Annotated in this window: 20 protein-coding genes; 9 read left to right on the forward strand and 11 right to left on the reverse strand. The window is 59.8% G+C overall.

Annotated elements, in window-relative coordinates; translation table 11 throughout:
* Positions 1-334 (forward strand): group II intron maturase-specific domain-containing protein (locus tag AB4Z52_RS25490; protein WP_442220689.1); only part of this gene is annotated, 334 nt, incomplete at its 5' end.
* Positions 335-446: 112 nt separating this feature from the next.
* On the opposite strand, the gene AB4Z52_RS25495 is transcribed toward AB4Z52_RS25490, so the two are convergent.
* The 5 genes from AB4Z52_RS25495 to AB4Z52_RS25515 all read right to left on the reverse strand — a co-directional run bounded on the left by AB4Z52_RS25495 (position 447) and on the right by AB4Z52_RS25515 (position 6,613).
* On the reverse strand, positions 447-731 hold the full coding sequence (locus AB4Z52_RS25495; protein ID WP_442220690.1) for a curli assembly protein CsgF: 285 nt from the start codon (positions 729-731) through the stop codon (positions 447-449).
* A 42-nt stretch (positions 732-773) separates the two neighbouring features.
* Positions 774-1,382: a hypothetical protein gene (locus AB4Z52_RS25500; protein ID WP_442220691.1), complete on the reverse strand. Its 609-nt coding sequence runs from the start codon at positions 1,380-1,382 to the stop codon at positions 774-776.
* A gap of 35 nt (positions 1,383-1,417) precedes the next feature.
* On the reverse strand, positions 1,418-1,843 hold the full coding sequence (gene csgH, locus AB4Z52_RS25505) for a curli-like amyloid fiber formation chaperone CsgH (RefSeq protein ID WP_442220692.1): 426 nt from the start codon (positions 1,841-1,843) through the stop codon (positions 1,418-1,420).
* A gap of 55 nt (positions 1,844-1,898) precedes the next feature.
* Complete coding sequence (locus AB4Z52_RS25510) at positions 1,899-5,405, reverse strand: beta strand repeat-containing protein (protein WP_442220693.1); 3,507 nt, start codon at positions 5,403-5,405, stop codon at positions 1,899-1,901.
* A gap of 350 nt (positions 5,406-5,755) precedes the next feature.
* Positions 5,756-6,613, reverse strand: a complete 858-nt coding sequence (locus AB4Z52_RS25515) for a CsgG/HfaB family protein (RefSeq protein WP_442220694.1) — start codon at positions 6,611-6,613, stop codon at positions 5,756-5,758.
* A gap of 813 nt (positions 6,614-7,426) precedes the next feature.
* On the opposite strand from AB4Z52_RS25515, the gene AB4Z52_RS25520 reads away from it, so the two are divergent.
* Together AB4Z52_RS25520 and AB4Z52_RS25525 are read left to right on the forward strand one after the other, a co-directional pair.
* Positions 7,427-8,152, forward strand: coding sequence for an invasion associated locus B family protein (locus tag AB4Z52_RS25520; RefSeq protein WP_442220695.1), 726 nt, complete (start codon positions 7,427-7,429; stop codon positions 8,150-8,152).
* Positions 8,153-8,380: 228 nt separating this feature from the next.
* Complete coding sequence (locus AB4Z52_RS25525; RefSeq protein ID WP_442220696.1) at positions 8,381-9,772, forward strand: FAD/NAD(P)-binding protein; 1,392 nt, start codon at positions 8,381-8,383, stop codon at positions 9,770-9,772.
* 20 nt (positions 9,773-9,792) lie between these two features.
* Here the strand turns inward: AB4Z52_RS25525 and ftsZ are convergent, their stop codons facing one another.
* From ftsZ to AB4Z52_RS25550, 5 genes are all read right to left on the reverse strand, one after another.
* Complete coding sequence (gene ftsZ / locus AB4Z52_RS25530; RefSeq protein WP_442220697.1) at positions 9,793-10,824, reverse strand: cell division protein FtsZ; 1,032 nt, start codon at positions 10,822-10,824, stop codon at positions 9,793-9,795.
* Positions 10,825-10,981: 157 nt separating this feature from the next.
* Positions 10,982-11,188 carry a hypothetical protein gene (locus AB4Z52_RS25535; protein ID WP_442220698.1) on the reverse strand — a complete coding sequence of 69 codons (207 nt, stop codon included), beginning with the start codon at positions 11,186-11,188 and terminating at the stop codon, positions 10,982-10,984.
* Between the two features lie 112 nt (positions 11,189-11,300).
* Positions 11,301-11,495 carry a hypothetical protein gene (locus AB4Z52_RS25540; protein WP_442220699.1) on the reverse strand — a complete coding sequence of 65 codons (195 nt, stop codon included), beginning with the start codon at positions 11,493-11,495 and terminating at the stop codon, positions 11,301-11,303.
* A gap of 57 nt (positions 11,496-11,552) precedes the next feature.
* Entirely contained in the window at positions 11,553-11,798 is a 246-nt protein-coding gene (locus AB4Z52_RS25545) for a hypothetical protein (RefSeq protein WP_442220700.1), read from the reverse strand.
* Positions 11,799-11,868: 70 nt separating this feature from the next.
* Positions 11,869-12,045, reverse strand: a complete 177-nt coding sequence (locus AB4Z52_RS25550) for a hypothetical protein (RefSeq protein ID WP_442220701.1) — start codon at positions 12,043-12,045, stop codon at positions 11,869-11,871.
* 314 nt (positions 12,046-12,359) lie between these two features.
* On the opposite strand from AB4Z52_RS25550, the gene AB4Z52_RS25555 reads away from it, so the two are divergent.
* From AB4Z52_RS25555 to AB4Z52_RS25575, 5 genes are all read left to right on the forward strand, one after another.
* Entirely contained in the window at positions 12,360-13,085 is a 726-nt protein-coding gene (locus tag AB4Z52_RS25555; protein ID WP_442220702.1) for a glucose 1-dehydrogenase, read from the forward strand.
* A 119-nt stretch (positions 13,086-13,204) separates the two neighbouring features.
* On the forward strand, positions 13,205-13,480 hold the full coding sequence (locus tag AB4Z52_RS25560; protein ID WP_442220703.1) for a DUF2934 domain-containing protein: 276 nt from the start codon (positions 13,205-13,207) through the stop codon (positions 13,478-13,480).
* Positions 13,481-13,655: 175 nt separating this feature from the next.
* Positions 13,656-15,014, forward strand: a complete 1,359-nt coding sequence (locus tag AB4Z52_RS25565) for an efflux RND transporter periplasmic adaptor subunit (protein WP_442220704.1) — start codon at positions 13,656-13,658, stop codon at positions 15,012-15,014.
* On the forward strand, positions 15,011-18,130 hold the full coding sequence (locus AB4Z52_RS25570; protein ID WP_442220705.1) for an efflux RND transporter permease subunit: 3,120 nt from the start codon (positions 15,011-15,013) through the stop codon (positions 18,128-18,130). The genes AB4Z52_RS25565 and AB4Z52_RS25570 overlap by 4 nt, the downstream gene beginning before the upstream one ends.
* A complete protein-coding gene (locus AB4Z52_RS25575; protein WP_442220706.1) occupies positions 18,127-21,243 on the forward strand; it encodes an efflux RND transporter permease subunit in 3,117 nt (1,038 codons plus the stop codon). The genes AB4Z52_RS25570 and AB4Z52_RS25575 overlap by 4 nt, the downstream gene beginning before the upstream one ends.
* A 47-nt stretch (positions 21,244-21,290) precedes the next feature.
* On the opposite strand, the gene AB4Z52_RS25580 is transcribed toward AB4Z52_RS25575, so the two are convergent.
* Positions 21,291-21,470: a hypothetical protein gene (locus AB4Z52_RS25580; protein ID WP_442220707.1), complete on the reverse strand. Its 180-nt coding sequence runs from the start codon at positions 21,468-21,470 to the stop codon at positions 21,291-21,293.
* Between the two features lie 130 nt (positions 21,471-21,600).
* Between AB4Z52_RS25580 and AB4Z52_RS25585 the strand changes: the two genes are divergently transcribed.
* A complete protein-coding gene (locus tag AB4Z52_RS25585) occupies positions 21,601-21,807 on the forward strand; it encodes a hypothetical protein (protein ID WP_442220708.1) in 207 nt (68 codons plus the stop codon).
* Positions 21,808-21,877 lie beyond the last annotated feature (70 nt).

The raw sequence follows: 21,877 nt of genomic DNA on the forward strand, positions 1-21,877 counted from the left end.
CGAACGAAACGTCGGGCGCAGCATGGCCGATGTGGTGGGGCAGTTGCGGCCCTACGTTCTGGGATGGAAAGCTTACTTCCGATTGGCGCAAACACCAGGCATCTGGCTGCGGCTGGATGAATGGCTGCGCCATCGGTTGCGGGCCATACAGCTCAAACAGTGGAAGCGCGGGCCAACCATGTACCGGGAACTGAACGCATTGGGCGCAAAGCCCGGTATTGCGCGAAAGGTGGCGGCCAACAGCCGTCGCTGGTGGCGCAATAGCGGCATGCTCCTCAATGCGGTGCTGACCTTGTCATGGTTCGACCAGCGGGGCCTACCCCGGCTCTCATGACCTCAACTTCTCGAACCGCCGGGTGCGGACCCGCTTGCCAGGTGGTGTGGCAGGGGTGCGACTGATAAAGTCGCCCCCTATGCCGATTTCAGACCGCCTGTTGCGCTACGTGTCAGTTGGTCGGCGTCGTATTGTTCACGGCAGGCAGTGTCGTCGATGTCGACGGTGTCTGCGTCGTGCCGCCGAAATTGGGGAAATCGATCGAGAAGCCGGGGCTGGAAGAGCTCGATGTGGCCTTGCCCTGGGCGCTTGCCTGCGAAAGCAGCCAGTTACCATTCTGCGGATCGCCGCCGAAGGTCGGGTTGACAGGTTTGTAGACGAGCTGCGAACCATAGGACGAACCGGCAGCGGCAATTATGATGCCTACGGTCAGGGCTGTAATGTTGATCACGCGCATTGAAACTCTCCTTCGTTCATTCGGCATTCACTATGCGAAAGACTATTTAGACTTGGGAAAAACATACATTCTTCCAGGGACGACAATAACATTCTGGTTCTGCAACCCGCTTATACCTGTCGGCATAAGAAATCTACCGCTCTGCGGGGTCTGAATTGCAACAACGGTCGTGTTGTTTGCATTGCGTACGTCCAGCGCACCGGCAAGATTGTCGCCGCTCTGGATATAGGCGACCTGGTTGTTGTTTCCGGAAACGCCGACAAGCTGGAAATCGTTGTTGCCTTTGGCCGCCTGGACGACCGAGTTGTTCGAGCCGCCCTGCACCAGCAGCAGCGCTGAATTATTGCCGTCGATCGCCTGGGTGGCGCGATTGTTGACGCCGGACTGCTTGATGACGGCCAGGCTTCCCTTGCCGGTCAAGTCGGCACTGGCATAGTTGTCGGTGCCAAGCTGCAGGATTGTGGTCGATGACGAGCCGCTATTGTTGAGGTAGGGCTGGATCGGTTCCATCAGCGAGGCACCCACAGCCGTGGACGTGACCGCGTCTCCGAGAAGCTGTTCCGCAGCGCATGCGGCAGGCGCTGCAAGAAGGGCTGCTGCGATGAATGCACCGCCGAGAAGCTTGGCATATTTGCCGACTGTAAATTCCATGGCTTTCACCTGTTCCCTTTGTTCTTTCCAGGCACTCAAAGCTTGTCCGACGATCCAGGCAGGCTGAGAGCCTGCGTCAATCGGCAAACGACTTTTCCGCCGTCATCCTTGACGTTCATCTCGATGTCGATCCGTGCCGGACGATCCACCCAGATGCGCGAGCTGCTTAGAACGCCCGCCTTGATATTGTTGCTTTGGCGTGTCCGGCTGGTGCCGGCCTTTGATGTCTTGGTGACACCGAGGTCGAAGCTGCCGTCGAAGCCTTCTGCAGTTTCGATGAACGGCGTAACGCTGAGCCAATCTTCGCCGGCGACATGGATGCCACAACGCTGGATGCGCGGGTCGTCTGTCGTTCCAAGAATTGTCTGGCCGTTCATCGAAGCTGCACCCGAATTACAGATAAGGAGGACTGCACTTGAGGAAGCGAAGAGAAAACGCACCAGCTTGAGACGAAGCTTCATGTGTTTTCCTCTGGGTAGGAGGCGGGGCGCGCCGAGGAACGCCCCGCTTTTGATCTTAGTGCTGGCTGACGACAGCGACGTTGCGGACACCGGCCTGGACAACGACCGAGTTGTTGCCGTTGCCGGTCTGCGAGACGATCGCATAGTTGCGGTCGGCATCGCTTGTTCCGGTGCCGTACTGGAAGACGGCAGAGCTGTTGCCGCTGCCCGGCTGGCTGATCCAGGCATTCGAGTACTGCCCGGCCTGCGCCACCACGGAGCTGTTGCCGCCGCCGGCCTGGCCGACCAGCGCGATCGACTGGCTGGCGCTCTGGACGATCAGCGAGCTTTCGCCCTTGCCAGATTGGGTGGTCAGCGCAGCGTTATGCACGCCGTTCTGAACGGTCAGGGCGCTGTTGCCCGAACCGCCGAGCTGAGCAGTGATGGCCGAGTTCAAGCTGCCGATCTGGACGGTGGCTGCCGTCGAGAAGGTCGCGAGAGACAACGAGCCGATATCGCCCTGCTGGGTGGTCAGCGCCGTGTTGCTGTCGCCGTTCTGGTAGGTAGCAGCGGCAACGCCGAGAGCAGCAGACTGAGACGTCGTTGCCTTGTTGTCGTTGCCAACCTGAATTGTTCCGGCAACTGCGCCGAGTGTTGCGACCTGGACCGTCGCGGCATTGTTGTCATTGCCGAACTGGGCAATGCCGGCAACGGTGCCGAACGTGGCGCCCGGCGCGTTGGTGGAAAAGAAGCCGGACGTGAGAGGCAATCCGCCACCCTGGACGTTGGCCGCCTTGTTGTTGTTGCCCGACTGGACGATGGCCTCGGCCGAAGCAACGGCAGGAGCGTCGGCAGTTGCCACTGGAAATCCGTGGATCGACGGGGTGTTCACTTTCGCGCCCTGAACGTTTGTCGCTTCGTTGGAATTGCCGTTCTGGACGATGGTTGCCGCAACCAGCGAGCTGCCATTGTGCTGGACGTTGGTTGCGCTGTTGCCAGTGCCGCCCATCTGCAAGGTCGTCGCCAGGGCGTCAGAAACGCCGTCCTGGATGTTGGTGGCGCCGTTTCCGTCGCTCAGTTGAACCGCCGTTGCCGCAGCATTGTCGGTTCCAGTCTGGGTGTTGACGGCCGTGTTCTTGCTGCCGACCTGAACGGTGGTTGCGCTGGAGCCAGTGGTCTCTGTCTGCGTGTTGAGGGCACCGTTGCCGTTACCGATCGAAAGGATTGCTGCCTTCGAGTCGAGCGTTGCGGTCTGCATGTTGACGGCGCCGTTACCCTTGCCGTCTTGAACGATTGCGGCGTTCGAAGACGTCGTGCCGAGCTGCTCGTTATCGGCAAAGTTGCCGGAGCCGATTTGCAGGTTGGCAGCCTTGGAACCGTCGGTCAGAAGCTGGTTGTTGAGAGCGACGTTGCCGCTGCCGATCTGAACCGTTGCGGCATCCGTGCCGTTGGTCGCAATCTGCGAGTTGGAAGCAATGTTGTTGTCGCCAAACTGGCCGATGATGGCGTTGGAAGCAACTGTGGGCGTGGAAGTGCCAACCGGGACGACGGCATCGGAATGAACGCCGGTCGGAACCCAACCGTAGACATCGTGGGTCTTACCCTTGGGATTCTTGCCTGGATTGAGCGCCGTTTGTCCGGTTTCCTGCCAGCGATACTGGGTGGAAGCCTCCTTGTAGTCGGCAAGAGATGGGGCGACGTACTGGCCGACCTGGCTGTTCGACGCGATGTTCTTGGAACCCGACTGAACAGTAGCTGCGTTCGAGTTCTTCGCTGCCGCATTGGCAGTTCCTGCAGGAACGGTCAGGCCGTCGAAGCGGGTTTCATACTCGCGCTTCATGCCTTCGTAGGAGTTGCCGACCTTCTGTCCGCTATCGACATTGTGCTTGGCCGGGATGGTGACCTTGGCGTAGTTGACCACGGCTCCCTGAACGTTCGATGCCTTGTTGTTCGATCCGCTCTGCACGATTGCAGCCTTGACGTTGTCGCTACCGGCCTGCTGGGTGTTCGCTGCAACGTTGTCCTGACCGAACTGGCCAATCGAGGCGCTCGAATTCGTAACGTTGTTCTGCAGGTTGCCGGCAAGGTTGTTCTGGCCGCTCTGAATAATTGTCGCAGATGTCGGGTCGACATTGTTCTGGACGTTCGAGGCAGAGTTGTCGGAGCCGAACTGCGCGATGGCGACCGAACCGTCGGTGGTCGCCGACTGCGAGTTGACAGCGCCGTTGTCGGAGCCGAACTGCGCAATCTTGGCAGACGAGGTCTTCGTGCCGACGCCCTGGCCGTTGACAGCTACGTTCGACGTGCCGCCCTGGACGATGTTGGCGGAGTTGCCGGAGCCACCAGTCTGCAGGTTCGTTGCAGTGTTGCTCGATCCACCCTGAACGATGCCGGCGCTGTTGTGGCCGCCGTCAACCTGGGCAAGCTGAAGATTGGTAGCGTCGTTGTTGCCGCCGCTCTGGAAGATGGAAGCCTTTGCGCCTGTCTTTTTAGCAAGTGATGCCGTTCCGATCTGATCATTGAAGGCGCGGTTGCTCTTGCCGATCTGGACAGTCTTGGCAACGTCGCCGAAGCCGTTCTGCGAATTGTTGACTGCATTGTTGCTCGAGCCGAACTGAAGCGTGCCGGCTGTGTTTCCGGTACCGTCGCGGCTGATATTCGTTGCCTGGTTGTCGGTGCCGAACTGGCCGATCGTGCCGGTGTGGCCGGTGCCGCCGGTGTAAAGGTTGGCGGCGACGTTGGTCTTGCCGCTCTGAACGATGCCGACGGTGCTGTTGGTGCTGGAATCCTGGAGGTTGAAGGCGCTGTTTGCCGTGCCATCCTGCACGATGCCTGCCGTGTTGCCGGTCCCCATGTGGTAGGTATCGATCAAGCCGGCATTGTCGTAGGTCGTGATGACCTGGTCGTTGAAGCCGATATTGCCGGTGCCGACCTGAGCGATGCCAGCCTTAGAATTCTGCTGCTCAAGCTGCTCGTTGGTCGCAACGTTCGACGAGCCGTATTGCAGGACGCCTTCAAACGAGCCGTTGGTCTGCTGGATGCCGAAACGCTGGTCGTTGAATGCGAAATTGCCGGGGGCGTTTGCATCCGGGTTGATCTGGATGATGCCTGAATCGTTGGATGCACCAATGTCGTTCGAACGCAGCTGCACGGCCTGGGCCAGGTTGGCATTGCCGCCCTGGAAGATCGTGGCGCGGTTGTTGCCCGTCTGGATGAACTTGTTGACGATGTTCTGGTCGCCGAACTGAGCGATGCTGCCCGTGCTGTTTCCGGTCTGCAGGAACTGTTCGCCGACGAAGTTGCCTGTACCGACCTGCATGACGCCGAGGATGTTATTGCCGCTCTGCGCGTCCGATGGCTGGCCGTTCGCATACGGAAGAAACACGTTGTGGGTGCCGTACTGGTAAATGAAGCCCTGGTTGCCGCCGGTGACGCCGGCCTGCTGTGACAGGTAAGCAAAGTTATTGTCTGTCATCTGGCCGATGTAAGCGTCGTTCGTCAGATCCTGCGCCGCGGCACCGCTGACAAGGCCGACAATGCCGACGCCTGCAAGTAGTGCTGTACGCTTGATTGAAAATTTCATGTTGTTCTCCCTAGAGACCTTCGAACGCGATCCATTGTTTCGCATGGGCACGTCGAGCATTGAAGCGTTTACAGTCGGTTTACTAACATCAGCAACTGTATCACCGCAAGTCAAAGAGGAGTCAAAAAGTAACTGATAGTTAATTACAATGGGTATGCACCCAAAAATGAGCTGCATAATCCCGAAAATAGTTGGTTGACAGAGGAGATAGACTAAGCGCCACGCGAAGTTCGCGAGATCTATATTAAATATTTATGTATTTATACGATAAAATAGCCGCTGATTTTCGAATCAGCAGCTATTTATAGTTTGGAACCAAATCAGTACTTGGGAGAACTCGCTCCCGGAGATCAGTTTTCCGTATTCATGCTCAGCGGAGCATCGGCGTACTTCTTGGTGAAGGACCGGATGAATTCTGCTTCCTGCGACGGATCGCCCAGGTGCCAGAGCCCCTGGCGAACGCCGTCGACCGCGAGCGAGACAACCGCAAGCTCGATGCCTTCGCGCACTGCCAATGCCTCGGGGTCATTGCGCGACTGACCAAGCTCGACTTCGAGCAGTTCGTTCTTGGTGGCGAATTTGTAGGCGCTGCCCTGGACCGCAACGGAATAGATCTGCTTCGTCGTCGTCGTCGAGGCGAGGATTTCGCCGGTCTGGACGCTGACAGCGCGAAGGCTGACAGTGACGACGTCGGAGCGGTATTTCAGATCTCCACCGATGCCGAGATACTTGGCGCCGGCGCCGCCGGTGAGTTCGTTCGAATCGTAGCCGACGATGCCGCCCTCGAGCAGCACGCCTGCAAAGCGCACCGGAGGCAGGCCGCTCTTCTGGCCGTAGGATTTCTGAGTGTTCTCGATCAGCGTCCGTTCCTGGACGAGGTCCTTCAGCCCGGAGCGTTCGACGACGCGGAACCATTTGCCGCTGCCGGTCTTCTTCAACACGTCGATCAGGATCGATGCGCCACCCTGCGTCACGGCGCGGCTATATTCCGCGAAGTTATCGTTCGGCTTGGCCTGTCCGGTCAAATCCGGGAAGTCGTAAACGGCCACATCGACTGGTACTGCCGGGGCAGGCAGGGTTTGCACCTTTGCCGTGGTCTTGGTGGGTGACGTAAGAGCCGCCGCCGGGGTGTCGAGCTTCTGCCCGGTTTGGCATCCTGCCAACAGCAAGGAGCTGGCGAGAGATGCAGCGATGATCTGAAACTTCATATTTCCCCCGAGAAAGCGCGATACTGTAAACAGCTCACGAATTACTTATTTTTGTTCATGCCAGAGTACACTTGCGAATGCTAAAGTTTCCAAAAGCTCAAGGATAGTTGAAACTCAAGAGAAACTTGCGTTAGTCTGCAATACATTCTTCAGGAACCAGAAACTCCAAGTTAACCAGCCGATTGCTCAGCTTTTTGCGCACCATGCGAGTAAATTGGAGCGTCAACTACCATCGAAGCTGACGAAAATCTGAATCTCATTTTTGGGTGCTTTGGCTAATTCATAGAGAAATGATATAAATGCCTCAGACGTGGTAAAAAATACTGGTTAATTCTCGTTATCTGTTGACTGCACCTCGGCCAACCGTCGGCCAAGCGTCGGTTTCGGCCTCGATTTTGACGTTAGCGGAAGACCCTCGACCCACTGTCGGAAAGGGATTCTTGACCGCGCGGGCCGAATTTCTCGCTCTTTTTTCGCCAATTGATGCCGTCTGGCGGGCAGAACGAGTGGGAGTGGGGGTCTGGCGGGCAGTTGGAGGCGTCTGTGAGACATAGGCGCTCTTTTCGCCGGCGGAGGTCTGGTTGACGTAGGCCTGAGCGCCTGCGGCCGTAGCAATACAAGAAAAAAGGCAGCAAACTATGGTGGTTATCGCGCTTTTCCTGTGTATCGACATGATGTTTTCTCCCAAGCGGATGGTTTTGTCGGAGACCTTATTGTGCATTTCAATGTAAATGGCAATTGTCACGAGTAGTTTGACTCTGTTCAAGTTCCATGGAACAGAACTGCAAAACATGCTTTCACAGGGAGATTCAAATGTCATTCAAGGTTGGAAGCGGAGCTAAAGTCCGCCTGGCAATGGCGTTTTTTGCGGTTACCGCCATGCCCGCATTCGCCCAGCAGACGGGTCCGCTGTTTTCGACGCCGGCTTCGCGATCGACGACAGGGGCGCCCATACTGAACGATCCGAATAAGCAAAATGGCGGGATCATCCCGAATACGACCGGCCGCCAACCGACAAATGCGCCCAAGCAGGAAAAACAGTCCAATGCGCCGGTTTCGGCGGCTGCTCCGGCTCCACGCGCTGACAAATTCAAGAACTGGGAACTGCAATGCGCTGAATTTGCCAAGGGGCAAAAGCGCTGCCAGGTTACCGGCAATGTCGTGTCGCCGGATGGCAAGCAGGTGATCTTGGTGATGAGCCTGGCACCGACGGCAGACGGCAAGGCGATCGTCACGCAAATGGCGGTGCCACTCGGCATCGCGCTGAAGGCAGGCGTCAAGATCGACGTCAACGGCGCCTATTCGACCACCATCCCTATCAGCCGTTGCACCCCGCAAGGCTGCCTTGTCGAGGGAAATATCGAAGACGCCATGATCGAAGCAATGAAGACCAAGCCGGCAGCCACGATCACCGTGGCGACCCCCGATAACAAGGTCATCCCGATCAAGCTACCGCTCGATGGTTTTGCAGAGGCGCTTGCCGCGATGAAGACGGCAGATGGCAGCATGAAGCCGACCCAGGGTTCGCAAGGCAAATAATTCTCAGAGCTTTGGCGCGTCACCGGGCCCGCCAAGGCCGGCCGCGCTGCGCACCCCGATCATTGGATGCGCGTTGAGTGGGCTTTTGCCTCTTGGCTTAATTCGATAAAGACTATAAATTTGATGGATAGTAGCCGCCAAGGGAACTGGCGGTCCCTGAATTGCATTTGGGCCATCGGATCTCGGCGATCATGTCGGTTTCCCTGTGGACAAGGGCAGGAGTCTCTATTGAGCTATGATGTCGCCGTCGTTGGGTCAGGGTTCTCGGCAATTGCCGTGACGATCAACCTCATCAGGCTTCTGCCGCCCGCTTGCTCCATTGCGATTGTCGGCGACGATCCGGGTTTTGGGCGCGGCACCGCCTATCGCACCGAGCTTTATCTTCATCGCCTGAATGTCCCGGCTGGGAGGATGAGCGTATTTCCCGATGAGCCGGACGATTTCGTCAAATGGCTTCGAAATGAGGGAAGAATAGTGGCAGCGGACGGCTTTGCCTCTCGCAGCGATTATGGGCAATATTTGCGCGATCGGCTAGCGTCTCTGTTGCGGGATCGCGCAGCAGGCAGGGCAAACGTCGATTTTATCAAGGCCAGGGCAAGCGCCTGCATCGAGTGCGCGCGCACGGGGGTCGTCTTTCATCTCGACAATCAGGCGGAATTGACGGCGAGGAATGTCGTGCTGTGTCTCGGCGTCGGCAATGCACAGTTGCCGATCCCGCCAGATCGTCTCGATGCGAGGGCCAAGGCCCGGATCGTGCCCAATCCATGGAGGCTCGGCTGGCTTTCGAAGGTGGGGGAAACTGATGAGATATGTATTCTCGGTTCCGGCCTGACGATGATCGACCAGGTGCTTGCCCTACGAGCGCACGGCCACCGGGGACGGATCCATCTCCTGTCCCGTCGTGGCTTGCTTCCGCATCCGCATGCAGCGCACCGGGCACCCCTGAAGCCCGACCTACCCCAGGGGACGCGCGAGATCAGCGCAATCCTTGCCTCCCTGCGTCGAGTGGCAAGAAGCGGCGACGATTGGCGCGGATTGATGGACGGCCTCCGGCCGGTGACCCAAGGTCTATGGCAGGAATTGACAATTGGGCAACGCGCTCGCTTCCTGAGGCACGCTCTGCCGTGGTGGAATATTCATCGTCACCGGATAGCGCCGGCAGTGTTCGCGCGATTTGATGCGCTCGTCCGTGACGGGGCAGTCGTCGTCCACGCCGGGTTCCTTCGATCGATCGAGCGCAATAGCGAGGATACCACTCTGCGTTATCGTCGGCGCGGCAGCGAAGACATCAAGGCGTTGAAGGTCGACTGGATTGTAAACTGCACCGGCATGGAGCGGGCGGGGATAGGTCATTCTCCGCTGCTGGGCGAAATGCAGGCGCAGGGGATGATAAGTGCCGACGAGCTGGGGCTCGGCATTGCGGTGGATGGCCAATCGCAAGTCCTCAAAGGCGTCGGACAGCCGCAACCGGGCTTGTTCGCGGTTGGCGCGCTGACGGCGGGCCAGTTCTGGGAGATAACTGCGGTGCCCGACATCCGGATGCAGGCAAAGAAGGTCGCCGAACGAATTGCGGCCGATGTTCAGGTCCCGCGCGTTCAGGCCCATGCCGGAAAGGCATAGGCCTGTCTCCGGCGGGAAGCCTATTGCAATGTTCGCGACTGGCCGATCTGGCTTGGCCGCATGTCCGCACCGACACCGTCCGACGCCATTGCGCGGTCGAGGCCGGTTGCCACTACGGATACCCTGAACGTGCCGTCGAGCGACCTGTCGAATATGGCCCCGACGACGATGTCGGCATCCTCGTAGACTTCCTCGCGGATACGGGTGGCTGCTTCATCCACCTCAAACAGCGTCATGTCGAGCCCGCCGGAAATCGAAACGAGCACGCCCTTTGCGCCCTTCATCGAGACTTCATCGAGGAGCGGATTGGCGATTGCAGCTTCCGCCGCCTTCAGCGCGCGTCCCTCGCCGGATGCCTCGCCGGTTCCCATCATCGCCCGGCCCATATCCTTCATGACCGACTTTACGTCGGCAAAGTCGAGATTGATCAGACCTTCCTTGACGATCAGGTCGGTGATGCAACCGACGCCCGCATAGAGAACACGATCGGCAATGATGAAGGCATCGGCGAACGTGGTCTTTGCGTCGGCGATCCGGAAGAGGTTCTGGTTCGGGATAACGATGACGGTATCGGCGCTTTCGCGCAGCCGCTCGATACCTTCGGTGGCGGTCTGCATGCGACGCTTGCCTTCGAAGGTGAACGGCTTGGTGACGACGCCGACGGTCAAAATGCCCGCTTTTCGCGCCGCCTGGGCGATGATCGGGGCAGCACCCGTTCCGGTTCCGCCGCCCATGCCGGCGGTCACGAAGCACATATGCGTGCCGCGCAGATGATCCATGATCTCGTCGATCGATTCCTCTGCGGCGGCCCGACCGATTTCCGGTAGCGATCCGGCACCGAGCCCTTCCGTCACATGTGAACCCAGCTGGATCAGCCGCGGCGCCTTCGACATGGCAAGCGCCTGCGCATCCGTATTGGCGGCGATGAACTCGGCGCCCTGCAATTTTTCGGCGATCATGTTGTTGATCGCGTTGCCGCCGCCGCCGCCGACGCCGATAACCGTGATCTTCGGTCTCATTTCGGTGATTTCCGGACGCTTGAGATCGACCATGTGTTTTCTCCTTGCGCAGTTGCCTGCAGTGCCGGTGCCGTTGAAAGTTTGCGGTCTGGAAACTGCAACGTTAAAGCCAGGCAAGTTGGGGTACGAATCAGATGCCCTAGCTTATACGTTCAACAAGGCGGAGAGCAGGCAGATTTGCGCCGGAAATTCATTCCGTCATAAGCCCGTCGAAGACCTCGAGCATGGCGTCGGCGATCGCCTTGCCGAGTGCTGCACCATTCTCCTGAAGTGCTTGCTCGTTCATATCCCGCGCCGCGAGCGCCAGTGCCGATCCTTCGGTCCTGACGATCTCTTGCGCGCGCTGAATCGCCCAAAGGGCAAAATCGCTTCTGCCGCTGATTTCTACCGTTTCCATATGGCCTCCTGTGTTTCGCCGCGGTGGTTATACACACGTTGCAAAAAAGTCGAGCGATGGCCGGCAGATGCCCGCACTTGTGCAGGCGGAAGACGAGTAAGCGATGTACTCGCTATTCGGCGTCCTGCTCGGCTGCCGGCCGGAACAGTTCAAGGCTTTCAGCCGATTTCGGCTCGTCCGTTTTCGTCTTTTGTGCCTTCTGGCGCGAAGGTTTGCCCGCCTCGAGCGCGGTCTTGGTGGCCTCGCTTGGTACCGGGGCGGCAGCTACGGGCGCAACGACCGTTTCGTCTTTCTTGAAGCGTATCATTTAAATCTCCGTTTGATTATTTCTTGAGGGATAGCACTCTTGGTGACCATAAATTGGCTATCGTTTTGCCTGAGCCAGTTCCTTGACCAGTTCGCGGACCTTTTCCGTGCCATAGGCAATATCTTCACGCGGCAGATGCACAGTGATCTCGACCGATTTCGTCAAGGCTCCGTTATCTCTGGCATAGATCACCGCAGCGCGCAGCGAGCGAAATTCAAGCGCGTCTGCGCCGGCAACCCAGAATTGGACCGAGCAGGGGGTTGCGGCGTAATCGGAGAACGCCTGGGTTGGGTCTAGAGCCATTGATCGATCACTCTTGCGTCAAAAAGGCGCCCGCGTCGGCGCAAACCCTCCTCGTACTTGAGGAGGGGCTTCAGTTCAGGCCCTTGATCTTGTGGGCAGCCCTGTTGGACGAATCACGGTCGCCCTTGTGCAAGGCAAGGATCCGCTTGGCGTCCTCAATGCCTATTCCGTGGCGAGCCGCGAACCCTGCCGGTTGATAAGGGTCGGTCGGCGGCATCTTCTTTTGTTTCATTTGCGCCGGGGGCATGGGTATTCTCCAGATTGCTTCGTCTAAGGCTCATCGAATGATGCGTTGGATAGCTCTTAGCAGGAAACGCCCCGCCGCGTCCTGAAGTTATGGCGATTTGGCAGGACAATCTTGTGCCGGCGTTCCGGCGCTGCGCCAAAAGGACTGCGGCGCAGTGCTTATCCGTCCCTCGACATGGTGTGGAAAACAAAGGCGTCGCTGTGCGACCCCTCCGCCGATCGGCAATCGGCCGCGGGGACTGAGTGTGCGTGACGCGCAGCAAAGCCTGGGCTAGACCTTGGCTCCGAACCAAATGTGAGAGTGGGGAGCAAGGGATGGACTGGAGGGGAAAGCGTGTTCTGGTGACTGGCGCCGGCAAGGGCATCGGCCGGGCGACTGCCGTAATGCTTGCTCGCCGGGGTACGAAAGTCGTTGCCATGACGCGCAGCAAGGAGGATCTCAAGACCCTTGCTGCCGAGATCGACTGCGAACCGGTTTGCGCCGATGTCGCCGATAGCGACGCCCTCCGCCCGGCGGTTCTGTCGGCGTTGCCAGTCGATATGCTTGTCAATTGTGCCGGGACGACGGTGCTGTCGTCTTTCATCGACACCGACCCTGAAGAATTCGATCGCGTCTTCGCGGTCAACACGAAGGCGCCTGTCATCATCGGGCAGATCGTTGTACGCGACTGGCTGCGGCGCGGCGTCGTCGGTGCAATCGTCAATGTCTCCAGTGATGCGGCTCGCCGCGCTGTCGCCGATCACACGGCCTATTGCGCGTCGAAAGCAGCGCTTGACGCCATCACAAGGGTCATGGCACTCGAACTTGGACCCTCTGGCATCAGGGTCAACAGCGTCAACCCGACGGTGACGATGACGCCGATGGGCGTTCTCGCGTGGAGCGACCCGGCAAAGGCCGATCCCGTCAAAGCGCGCATTCCGCTTGGCCGTTTCCTCGACCCGGACGAGATCGCGGAGGCCATTCTGTTCCTGCTGAGCGATGAGGCCAGCATGATCAACGGGGTCTCGCTTGCCGTCGATGGCGGGCTGGCGATAACCTGATGCCGCGACAAGGCAAAAATTGCGCCCAAACAGCGAAATAATCTCTCATCGTAACGATCCGGTAAACCAAATTTGGCAGCCTGTCGGGAGCTGCCTTTTCTGGATTGGCCGGGGATATCATGAACCACACGAAAGACGACTGGATCAGCCAGCGCGCCTATTCCCTTTGGGAAGCCGAAGGCAGACCGGAAGGCCGGGGCGGCGGCCATTGGGCGCAGGCGGCGAGCGAATTCGAACGGCTTGAGCGGACCAGGGCGTCGGTGGATGGAAGCGAGCTTGTGGCCAAGCTTAGGGCGGCCGCGCGCACCATGCGGGCAGCGCAAGACAGTTCGCCCGCGCCCGACGCATCACCGGTGACGAAGACCTCCGTGAGGAAATTGGGCGCCGGCGGCTGACCCGATCGCCCGGTCCTTCGCCAGGGCCATTTCGCCAGAAAAACTTGCGTCTTGCCGCTCAAGGCGCCAGCACGTGGACAAAATTTAATCCCAGTACAAATACCCTGTTCATGTTCGGCCAGATAAGGTCAAGCATCGATGCCCCTTTTTGGGGCGGCAGAAGGAAGGTGTTTTGATGGCTCGAACTTTTCGGGTCCTGGTGTCGGTGGCGATCATCGGCGCTCTGGGTTACGGCGCTTACACCATTCGGGATCATTGGCTCGGCAATGTCGAGCGCATCCTCGGCATCAGTCAAGGCGGCGCGACATCGCAGCAGGCCGACAATCGACAGTCAGGCAACCGGCAAGGCACCGGGCGGCCCCGGCGTGGCGACGCGCAATCACAAGGTCCCATTCCGGTTCTGATCGCTAACGCAAAGACGGCGGATGTTCCGGTCTATATCGATGGTGTCGGCTCGGTGAAGGCGTTGAACACGGTGACCGTCCGTCCGCAGGTGAGCGGCAAGATCGTCGAAGTCGATTTCGAGGAAGGCCAGGATATCAAGAAGGGTGACGTGATCGTGCGGATCGACGACGCGGTCTATCGCGCCGCACTCGACCAGGCAGTCGGCAAGAAGGCCCAGGACCAGGCGCTCCTCCAAAACGCGCAGCTCGATCTCGAACGTTACCAACGGCTGGTGCAATCGAGCTCCGGCACCCAGCAGCAGGCGGATACGGCGCGTTCCCAGGTCGCGCAGTACACTGCCGCCCTGCAATCGGATCAGGCGGCTATCGAGAGTGCACAGGCGACCCTCGACTACACCACCATCCGCGCGCCGATCGACGGCCGCACCGGCATCCGCAACGTTGATATCGGCAATATCGTCAGCTCCTCGGACACGACCGGCATCGTCACACTTTCGCAGATCCGGCCGATCTCGGTCGTGTTTTCAGTGCCGCAACAACAACTGGCGCGGGTCAACGCGGCAAGCGCTGCTGGTACTCTCAGCGTCGAGGCAATCTCGGGCGACGGCCAAACCGTTGTCGACAATGGCACGCTTGCCGTCGTTGACAATCAGGTCGACACGGCAACCGGCACCGTCAAGCTCAAGGCGAATTTCGCCAATGACAAGCTGGCGCTCTGGCCCGGTGCTTTCGTCAACGCCCGGCTTCTCGTCGAGACGATGAAAGATGTCGTCGTCGTGCCGACCGCGGCAGTGCAGCGTGGCCCGACCGGCACCTTCGTCTATCTCGTCCATTCGGACCAGACGGTTGCCATGAAGACCATCAAGGTCGGCCTGCAGGACGACGTCCAGGCCGTGGTAACCGAGGGTGTGGCAGCCGGCGACAAGGTGGTGACGACAGGGTTCGGGCGCCTTCAGGACGGCGCAAAGGTCGAGGTCTCGGAGCCTTCGCAGCCCGCAGCTGCGACACCAGCGCCCGCGCAAGGCGATGACCAGAAAGCTCACCATCGCCGCAAGCAGAACGGTGCGGCCAGCGACACAGAAGCCACCTCAGCCATTTCGACCGAACCAAAGCCCGAACCAAATCAATGAGCGTCTCCTCGCTGTTCATCAACCGGCCGATCGCAACCTCCCTTCTGGGGATCGCGATCCTGTTGGGCGGTCTGTTGGGCTATCTCAATCTGCCGGTGGCCCCCCTGCCGCAGGTCGACTTTCCAACGATCCGGGTAACGACCCAGCTGCCGGGCGCCGATCCCGACACGATGGCCTCGTTGGTGACAGCGCCGCTCGAACGCCCGCTCGGGCAGATCCCGTCTCTTGCGTCGATGACCTCGTCGAGTGCCTTCGGCATCAGCCAGATCACCCTGCAGTTCGATCTTGGCCGCAACATCGACGGGGCGGCGCAGGATGTCCAGGCTGCGATCAACGCGGCCGGATCGACATTGCCGCGAACACTTCCCTATCCGCCAACCTATGCCAAGGTAAACCCGGCCGACACGCCGATTGTGACCGTGGCACTGCGCTCGACCAGCTATTCGATCCGCGACCTCAGCGATTTCGCCGATACGATGATCGCCCAGCGGCTCAGCCAGGTATCGGGCGTCGGCAACGTCAACATTCAGGGCGGCGTGCGGCCGGCCATTCGCATCCAGGCCAATCTGCCGCGGCTTGCATCCTACGGCCTGGCCCTTGAGGACGTCCGTGCGGCGATCTCTGCTGCCAGCGTCGCCGGCGCAAAGGGTGCGCTCGACGGGACGCACCAGTCCTTCACGCTCGCCGCGAATGACCAGATCGTCGATCCAGAGATCTATAAATCCGTCATCGTCGCCTACCGCAACAATGCGCCGATCCTTCTGAAGGACGTCGCCGATGTCGTCGAGGGACTGGAAAACACCCGTGTCGGCGCCTGGTATCAAGGCGAGCCCGCTGTCATCATCGACGTGATGCGGCAACCCGGCGCCAATGTCATCCAGACGGTGGGCAATGTGCTGACGCAATTGCCCCGTCTGAAGGAGGCGCTGCCGGCAGGAATTTCTCTCGATATCGTCAATGACAGAACCGAGACGATCCGCGCATCGATTACTGACGTTCAATGGACGCTCGCCATCAGCGTTGGCCTGGTCATCCTGGTCGTCTTCGTGTTCCTGCGGACGATCACGGCAACAATCATAGCGGCTGTGGCATTGCCGCTCTCGCTGATTGCGACATTCGGCGTGATGTGGTTTGCCGGCTTTAGCCTCGACAACCTGTCGCTGATGGCGTTGACGATTGGCACAGGCTTCGTCGTCGACGACGCCATCGTCATGATCGAGAATATCGCCAGACACATCGAGGATGGCGAAAATCCGATGGAAGCAGCGTTGAAGGGGGCAGGGGAGATCGGTTTCACCATCATTTCGCTGACCTTCTCGCTGATCGCCGTCTTCATTCCATTGCTTTTCATGACCGGCATCGTCGGACGGATGTTTCGCGAGTTCGCATTAACGCTGACGATTGCCGTCGTCGTTTCGGCCGTGGTTTCCCTGACGCTGACGCCGATGATGTGCGCCCGCATCCTGCGCAAACCTGCCGAGCATCGGCGCGGCCTGCTGGCCGGCGCCGACCGGATTACGGAACGGCTGATCTCCGCCTATCGGCGAAGCCTCGTCTGGGCGATTGATCGCAGCGCGCTGATGTTGACCCTGACGGCCCTGACGCTTGTCGCAACGATCGCTCTCTACATCGTCATCCCCAAGGGTTTCCTGCCGCCGCAGGATACCGGCCTCATCACCGCGGTCGTCGAGACCGAGCCGACGACCTCTTTCGAAGCGATGAAGAGAACGCAGACCGTCGTGGCGGACAAGTTGAAGGCCGATCCCGACATATCAGGCGTTGTCTCGGTCGTTGGAGCCAGCGTCAACAATCTCACCTTGAACACCGGCACGTTGAGCCTAGTGCTCAAGCCGAGGAACCAGCGAACATCTTCCTCAACCGAGATCATCGATCGCCTCCGCGGCACGGTCTCGGGCTTGCCGGGTGTCCACGTCACCTTCCAGAGCGTGCGCGATATCAGCATCAGCACGCGCTCAAGCCGAGCGCCATACCAATATACGCTGACGGGAACAGACACGGCAGCGGTCGTCGATTGGGCGCAGAAGCTCGCCGCCAGATTGCAGCAGGAGCCTTCGCTCGTCGATGTGGCCTCCGAGGTCGAAATGGGCGGCGGGCGCATCTTCGTCAATGTCGACCGCGAGACGGCATCGCGCCTTGGCGTCTCGATGCAGGCGGTTAGCGACACGCTGAACGATGCTTTCGGGCAGCGCCAGATTGCAACGATCTACGGGCAATCGAACCAGTATCGGATCATCCTCGAGGCGGCGCCGGAATATAAGTCGGATCCGAAATCGCTCGACAAGCTTTACGTCTCGGGCGCTGCCGACGCGCAGGTGCCTCTCAACACATTCGCCAAAGCCTCCTTTACGACAGCACCGCTCGTCATAAGCCATGACGAACAGTTTCCATCTGTCACGATCAGCTTCGATCTGGCGCCTGGCGCTTCGTTGAGCGATGCGGTGAGCGCGGTGAAGGTCGCGGAGCAGGATATCGGCATGCCGAGTTCGATCCAGCGGTCCTACTCTGGCGATGCCGAGGAGTTCGCGTCGTCACTTGCCGGCGAGCCCTGGCTTATCCTTGCGGCCGTGGTGACGATCTATATCGTGCTCGGTCTGCTCTATGAAAGCGCGGTCCATCCGCTCACCATCCTTTCGACGCTGCCCTCAGCCGGCGTCGGCGCGCTGCTGGCATTGATGCTGTTCGGTCATGACCTGTCGCTCATCGCGCTGATCGGCATCGTGCTGCTGATGGGTATCGTCAAGAAGAACGCCATTATGATGATCGATTTTGCGCTTGCTGCAGAGCGAACGGGCGGCTTGGCGCCGCGCGAAGCGATCCTCCAGGCGTCCATTCTTCGTTTCCGTCCGATCATGATGACGACGCTTGCAGCTCTCTTCGGCGCCCTGCCGCTTGCCTTGGCCGAAGGCACGGGTTCGGAACTGAGAACACCCCTCGGTATCAGCATCATCGGTGGCCTGGTGCTCAGCCAGCTTCTGACGCTCTATACCACGCCGGTCATCTATCTCGCGTTCGAGCGCCTGCGCAGCCGCATCGTTGGCCGCCCGACCAGCGTGCCGGCGCCGGAGGCGGAAGGCGAACTCGGGACCGGGCTATGAACCTCTCCGCTCCATTCATCCAGCGCCCCGTCGGCACCACGCTTCTGGCCATCGGACTGATCATACTCGGGGTCGTTTCCTATCGCTTCCTGCCGGTTGCCAGCCTTCCGACCGTCGATCTGCCGACGATCATCGTCTCCGCAAGCCGACCGGGCGCCGACCCCGCCAGCATGGCGGCAAGCGTTGCGGCACCACTCGAGCGTCATCTTGGAACCATCGCCGGCGTGACCGAATTGACATCCGTGAGCTCGCTGGGCTCCTCGAGCATCGTCATTCAGTTCGATCTGTCGCGCAGCGTCGACGGCGCAGCACAGGATGTGCAGTCAGCGCTCAATGCCGCTGCGACCGATTTGCCGGCAGACCTGCCGACGCTTCCCTCATTTCGCAAGGTCAATCCCGCAGCCGCCCCCGTGCTGATTCTTGCGCTCACCTCTGACAATGTTTCGCCGAGCGCCATCTACGATGCGGCCGATACGGTCGTCGTGCAGCAGATTGCCCAGGTTGAGGGCGTCGGCGACGTGACGGTCAGCGGCGCCGACCAACCCGCCATCCGCGTGAGGCTTAACCCCGATCGGCTCTCGGCCATGGGCCTCTCTCTCGACAGTGTTCGCACCGCGATCGTCAATTCAAGCACATTGGGCCCGACGGGTTCGATCGACGGCAGTGACAGCGCCTTTGCAATCAGCCTGAACGGTCAGTTGAAGACGCCGGAGGATTTCGGCCGGGTTGTCATCCGCAGCGGCGACGGCACCGCGGTGCGACTTGCCGATATCGCAACCGTCGAACCGGGCGTGCGCAACAGCCGTTCCGACGCATGGTATGACGGCAAACCCGCCGTGCTCTTGAACATCACCAAGGAAGCCAATGCCAACGTCATCGCCACGGTGGATGCAGTCAAGGCGCTGATCCCCGAGTTACAGAAGGTCATTCCTGCGGGGATCCATATTGCCATCCTGTCGGACCGAACCACCACGATCCACGCAAGCGTCAACGACATGCAATGGACGCTACTTGCGACCGTCTGCTTCGTCATGGCGGTCGTCTTCATTTTTTTGAGGCGAGCGACGCCGACTTTGGCGGCGGGTGTCACCGTGCCGCTCTCGCTTGCCGGGACATTTGCTGCCATGTGGGCTTGCGGCCTGTCGATCGACAATCTGTCGCTGATGGCGCTGGCGGTATCCGTTGGCTTCGTTGTCGACGACGCGATCGTGATGATCGAGAATATCTACGCCAACCTTGAAACCGGGATGAAGCCGATGAAGGCGGCGATCGAGGGCGCGCGCCAGATCGGCTTCACGGTGATCTCCATCAGCCTGTCGCTGCTTGCGGCCTTCATTCCCCTGTTCTTCCTCGGCGGCATCATTGGGCGGTTCTTCCAGACCTTCTCGCTGACGCTTGCCTTCGCCATTGTCGTTTCCACCGCCGTATCGCTGACCCTGACCCCAATGATCTGCGGGCACCGGCTGCGAGCACATAATCTGGAAGCAAAGCCCGGCCTGTTCGGCCGCATCATCGAGGGATCGCTTTCCGCCGTCATCGGCTTTTACGGTCGGACCCTCAAAGCCGTCCTGCATCATCGGGCGCTGGCGATCATCGTCATTTTTGCATGCGTCGGAATGACGGTCTTTCTCTACATAAGGGTGCCGAAAGGGTTTATCCCGCAAGACGACACCGGCTTCATCCAGGGCGGGACGGAGGCCTCGACCGACATCTCCTACCCAGCGATGGTCGAACTCCAGCGTAAGGCTGCCGAGATCGCCGGACAAGACCCGGCGGTAGCCGGCATCGGCTCCTCCGTCGGCGGCGGCGGTTTTGCAAGCTCGGTCAATCGCGGCCAGCTGTTGATCTCCCTGAAACCGCCATCGGAGCGTGTTTCGACGGCCGAGGTGATCGATCGGATGCGAAAGAAGCTGGCTGGTGTGCCGGGGCTCAGCACGTTCCTGTTTTCGCCGGGGGATATCAGAGCCGGCGCGCGTCAGTCGCAATCGCAATATCAGTTCACGCTCTGGGACGCGAATTACGACGAACTCGTCGAATGGGCTCCCAAGGTGCTGGCGCAAATGCAGAAGGAACCGAAACTGACGGATGTTGCGACGGACCGGCAACCGAACGGGCTGCAGGCCACGGTCAGTATCAACCGCAGTGAAGCATCGCGCCTCGGTGTCAGCATCCAATCGATCGACAGCGCGCTCAACAACGCCTTCGCCCAGCGGCAGATTTCGACGATCTACAGCCAGCGCAACCAATACCGTGTCGTGCTCGAAGCCGATCCAGGCTATGCCCGCGATCCCGCAAAGATTACAAGTCTCTATGTCCCGGGGTCAGGGGGCAAGCTGGTGCCGCTGAGCAGCGTCGCCTCGATCGATCGGACGCTGGCCCCCCTCGTCGTCAATCATCAGGGCCAGTTTGCCGCGGTGACGATCTCCTACAACCTGGCCCTCGGCTCGACGCTCCAGGACGCAAATGACAGCGTCTTGCAAATTGTTGGCGAGATGCATCTTCCCGATTCGCTGCACGCAGATTTTGCCGGCGACGCGGCAGCCATCACCCAATCCTCCGGCAGCCAGCCGTTGCTTCTCTTTGCGGCATTGCTCGCGGTCTATATCGTGCTCGGCGTTCTCTATGAGAGCCTGGCACATCCGCTGACGATCATCTCGACCTTGCCTTCGGCCGGCCTAGGGGCGCTGCTTGCGCTTGCCATCAGCGGCACGGAACTGACGATCATTGCCTTTATCGGCATTATCCTGCTGATCGGCATCGTCAAGAAGAACGGCATCATGCTTGTCGACTTTGCGCTCCAGGCCGAACGCAAGCTGGGGTTCACCTCTGAAGAGGCGATCTACCAGGCCTGCCTGCAGCGGTTCCGGCCAATCCTGATGACGACGCTGGCTGCCATCATGGGTGCCATCCCCTTGATCATCGCGACCGGACCGGGCTCGGAGCTTCGCAGGCCACTTGGGATCACCATTGTCGGCGGCTTGGTCATCTCGCAGATATTGACCCTCTACACCACGCCGATCATTTATCTGATGTTGGCAAAACTCCATCATCGATGGTCGACCCGTAGTGCCAGCGGCCCCGCACACCTGATCGCTCAAGACCGGTCTTCCTGACGCGGCGAATATAGCCTGCAGCGTGGGGCGTCGCAGGCTATCGGTCATTATCTCAGGTTGCGCTCAGCTGCATCGTCCTCGGTCGGAACACCTGGGTCGGTGTTAACTGGTGGCAGGGGCAAAGCGATGTCCATGACGTCGAGACGGTGCTGGCTGCCGTGCCCCCAGGTTCCGCTATCCTGCCGCTCATCGACCTCTCCGGTGTCGCCGCCGCCATGCCAAGCCATCGATATTTCGCCTGGAGAGAGAGAGAGAGAGAGAGAGAGAGAGAACACTTTCCGCCATCTGCCGACGCTCGCTGTCCATTATGCCCACGCCTTCTTCCCGACCATCTTCACCGCACAGGGCAAGCAGCCTTTGACGGTCCTGGCTCCGTGGTCCGATATCGCGGTGCCGGAAGGGAACCTGTTTTCCACCGCGGTTCTCAGCTGCCGAACATTGATGGAAGGGGCTGTGGGGTTCACGCCCTACCTGTCGAACTGGCGTCAGCGGTTCGATTTCGTGCTCGTCGTGAATGCCGATATCGCCGATCAGTATGTCGGCGATATCGTGCCCCCGGCCTGAAGCTCGTCGGCGACACACCCTCTGCGAAGCTCTACGCCATCAACAAGACAGTCGAAAGCGCGGCTAGTGT

Origin of the sequence: Rhizobium sp. 2YAF20, from assembly GCF_052114685.1 — a bacterium.
In the GTDB taxonomy this organism is placed as follows: Bacteria; Pseudomonadota; Alphaproteobacteria; order Rhizobiales; family Rhizobiaceae; genus Rhizobium.

Coding starts and splice junctions, on each gene's coding strand:
- AB4Z52_RS25515 (WP_442220694.1), bottom strand. CDS start 6,613: ATGAAGTTTCAGATCATCGCTGCATCTCTCGCCAGCTCCTTGCTGTTG.
- csgH (WP_442220692.1), bottom strand. CDS start 1,843: ATGAAGCTTCGTCTCAAGCTGGTGCGTTTTCTCTTCGCTTCCTCAAGT.
- AB4Z52_RS25570 (WP_442220705.1), top strand. CDS start 15,011: ATGAGCGTCTCCTCGCTGTTCATCAACCGGCCGATCGCAACCTCCCTT.
- AB4Z52_RS25575 (WP_442220706.1), top strand. CDS start 18,127: ATGAACCTCTCCGCTCCATTCATCCAGCGCCCCGTCGGCACCACGCTT.
- AB4Z52_RS25560 (WP_442220703.1), top strand. CDS start 13,205: ATGAACCACACGAAAGACGACTGGATCAGCCAGCGCGCCTATTCCCTT.
- ftsZ (WP_442220697.1), bottom strand. CDS start 10,824: ATGGTCGATCTCAAGCGTCCGGAAATCACCGAAATGAGACCGAAGATC.
- AB4Z52_RS25500 (WP_442220691.1), bottom strand. CDS start 1,382: ATGGAATTTACAGTCGGCAAATATGCCAAGCTTCTCGGCGGTGCATTC.
- AB4Z52_RS25565 (WP_442220704.1), top strand. CDS start 13,656: ATGGCTCGAACTTTTCGGGTCCTGGTGTCGGTGGCGATCATCGGCGCT.
- AB4Z52_RS25495 (WP_442220690.1), bottom strand. CDS start 731: ATGCGCGTGATCAACATTACAGCCCTGACCGTAGGCATCATAATTGCC.
- AB4Z52_RS25580 (WP_442220707.1), bottom strand. CDS start 21,470: ATGGCTTGGCATGGCGGCGGCGACACCGGAGAGGTCGATGAGCGGCAG.
- AB4Z52_RS25545 (WP_442220700.1), bottom strand. CDS start 11,798: ATGGCTCTAGACCCAACCCAGGCGTTCTCCGATTACGCCGCAACCCCC.
- AB4Z52_RS25550 (WP_442220701.1), bottom strand. CDS start 12,045: ATGCCCCCGGCGCAAATGAAACAAAAGAAGATGCCGCCGACCGACCCT.
- AB4Z52_RS25540 (WP_442220699.1), bottom strand. CDS start 11,495: ATGATACGCTTCAAGAAAGACGAAACGGTCGTTGCGCCCGTAGCTGCC.
- AB4Z52_RS25555 (WP_442220702.1), top strand. CDS start 12,360: ATGGACTGGAGGGGAAAGCGTGTTCTGGTGACTGGCGCCGGCAAGGGC.
- AB4Z52_RS25535 (WP_442220698.1), bottom strand. CDS start 11,188: ATGGAAACGGTAGAAATCAGCGGCAGAAGCGATTTTGCCCTTTGGGCG.
- AB4Z52_RS25520 (WP_442220695.1), top strand. CDS start 7,427: ATGTCATTCAAGGTTGGAAGCGGAGCTAAAGTCCGCCTGGCAATGGCG.
- AB4Z52_RS25510 (WP_442220693.1), bottom strand. CDS start 5,405: ATGAAATTTTCAATCAAGCGTACAGCACTACTTGCAGGCGTCGGCATT.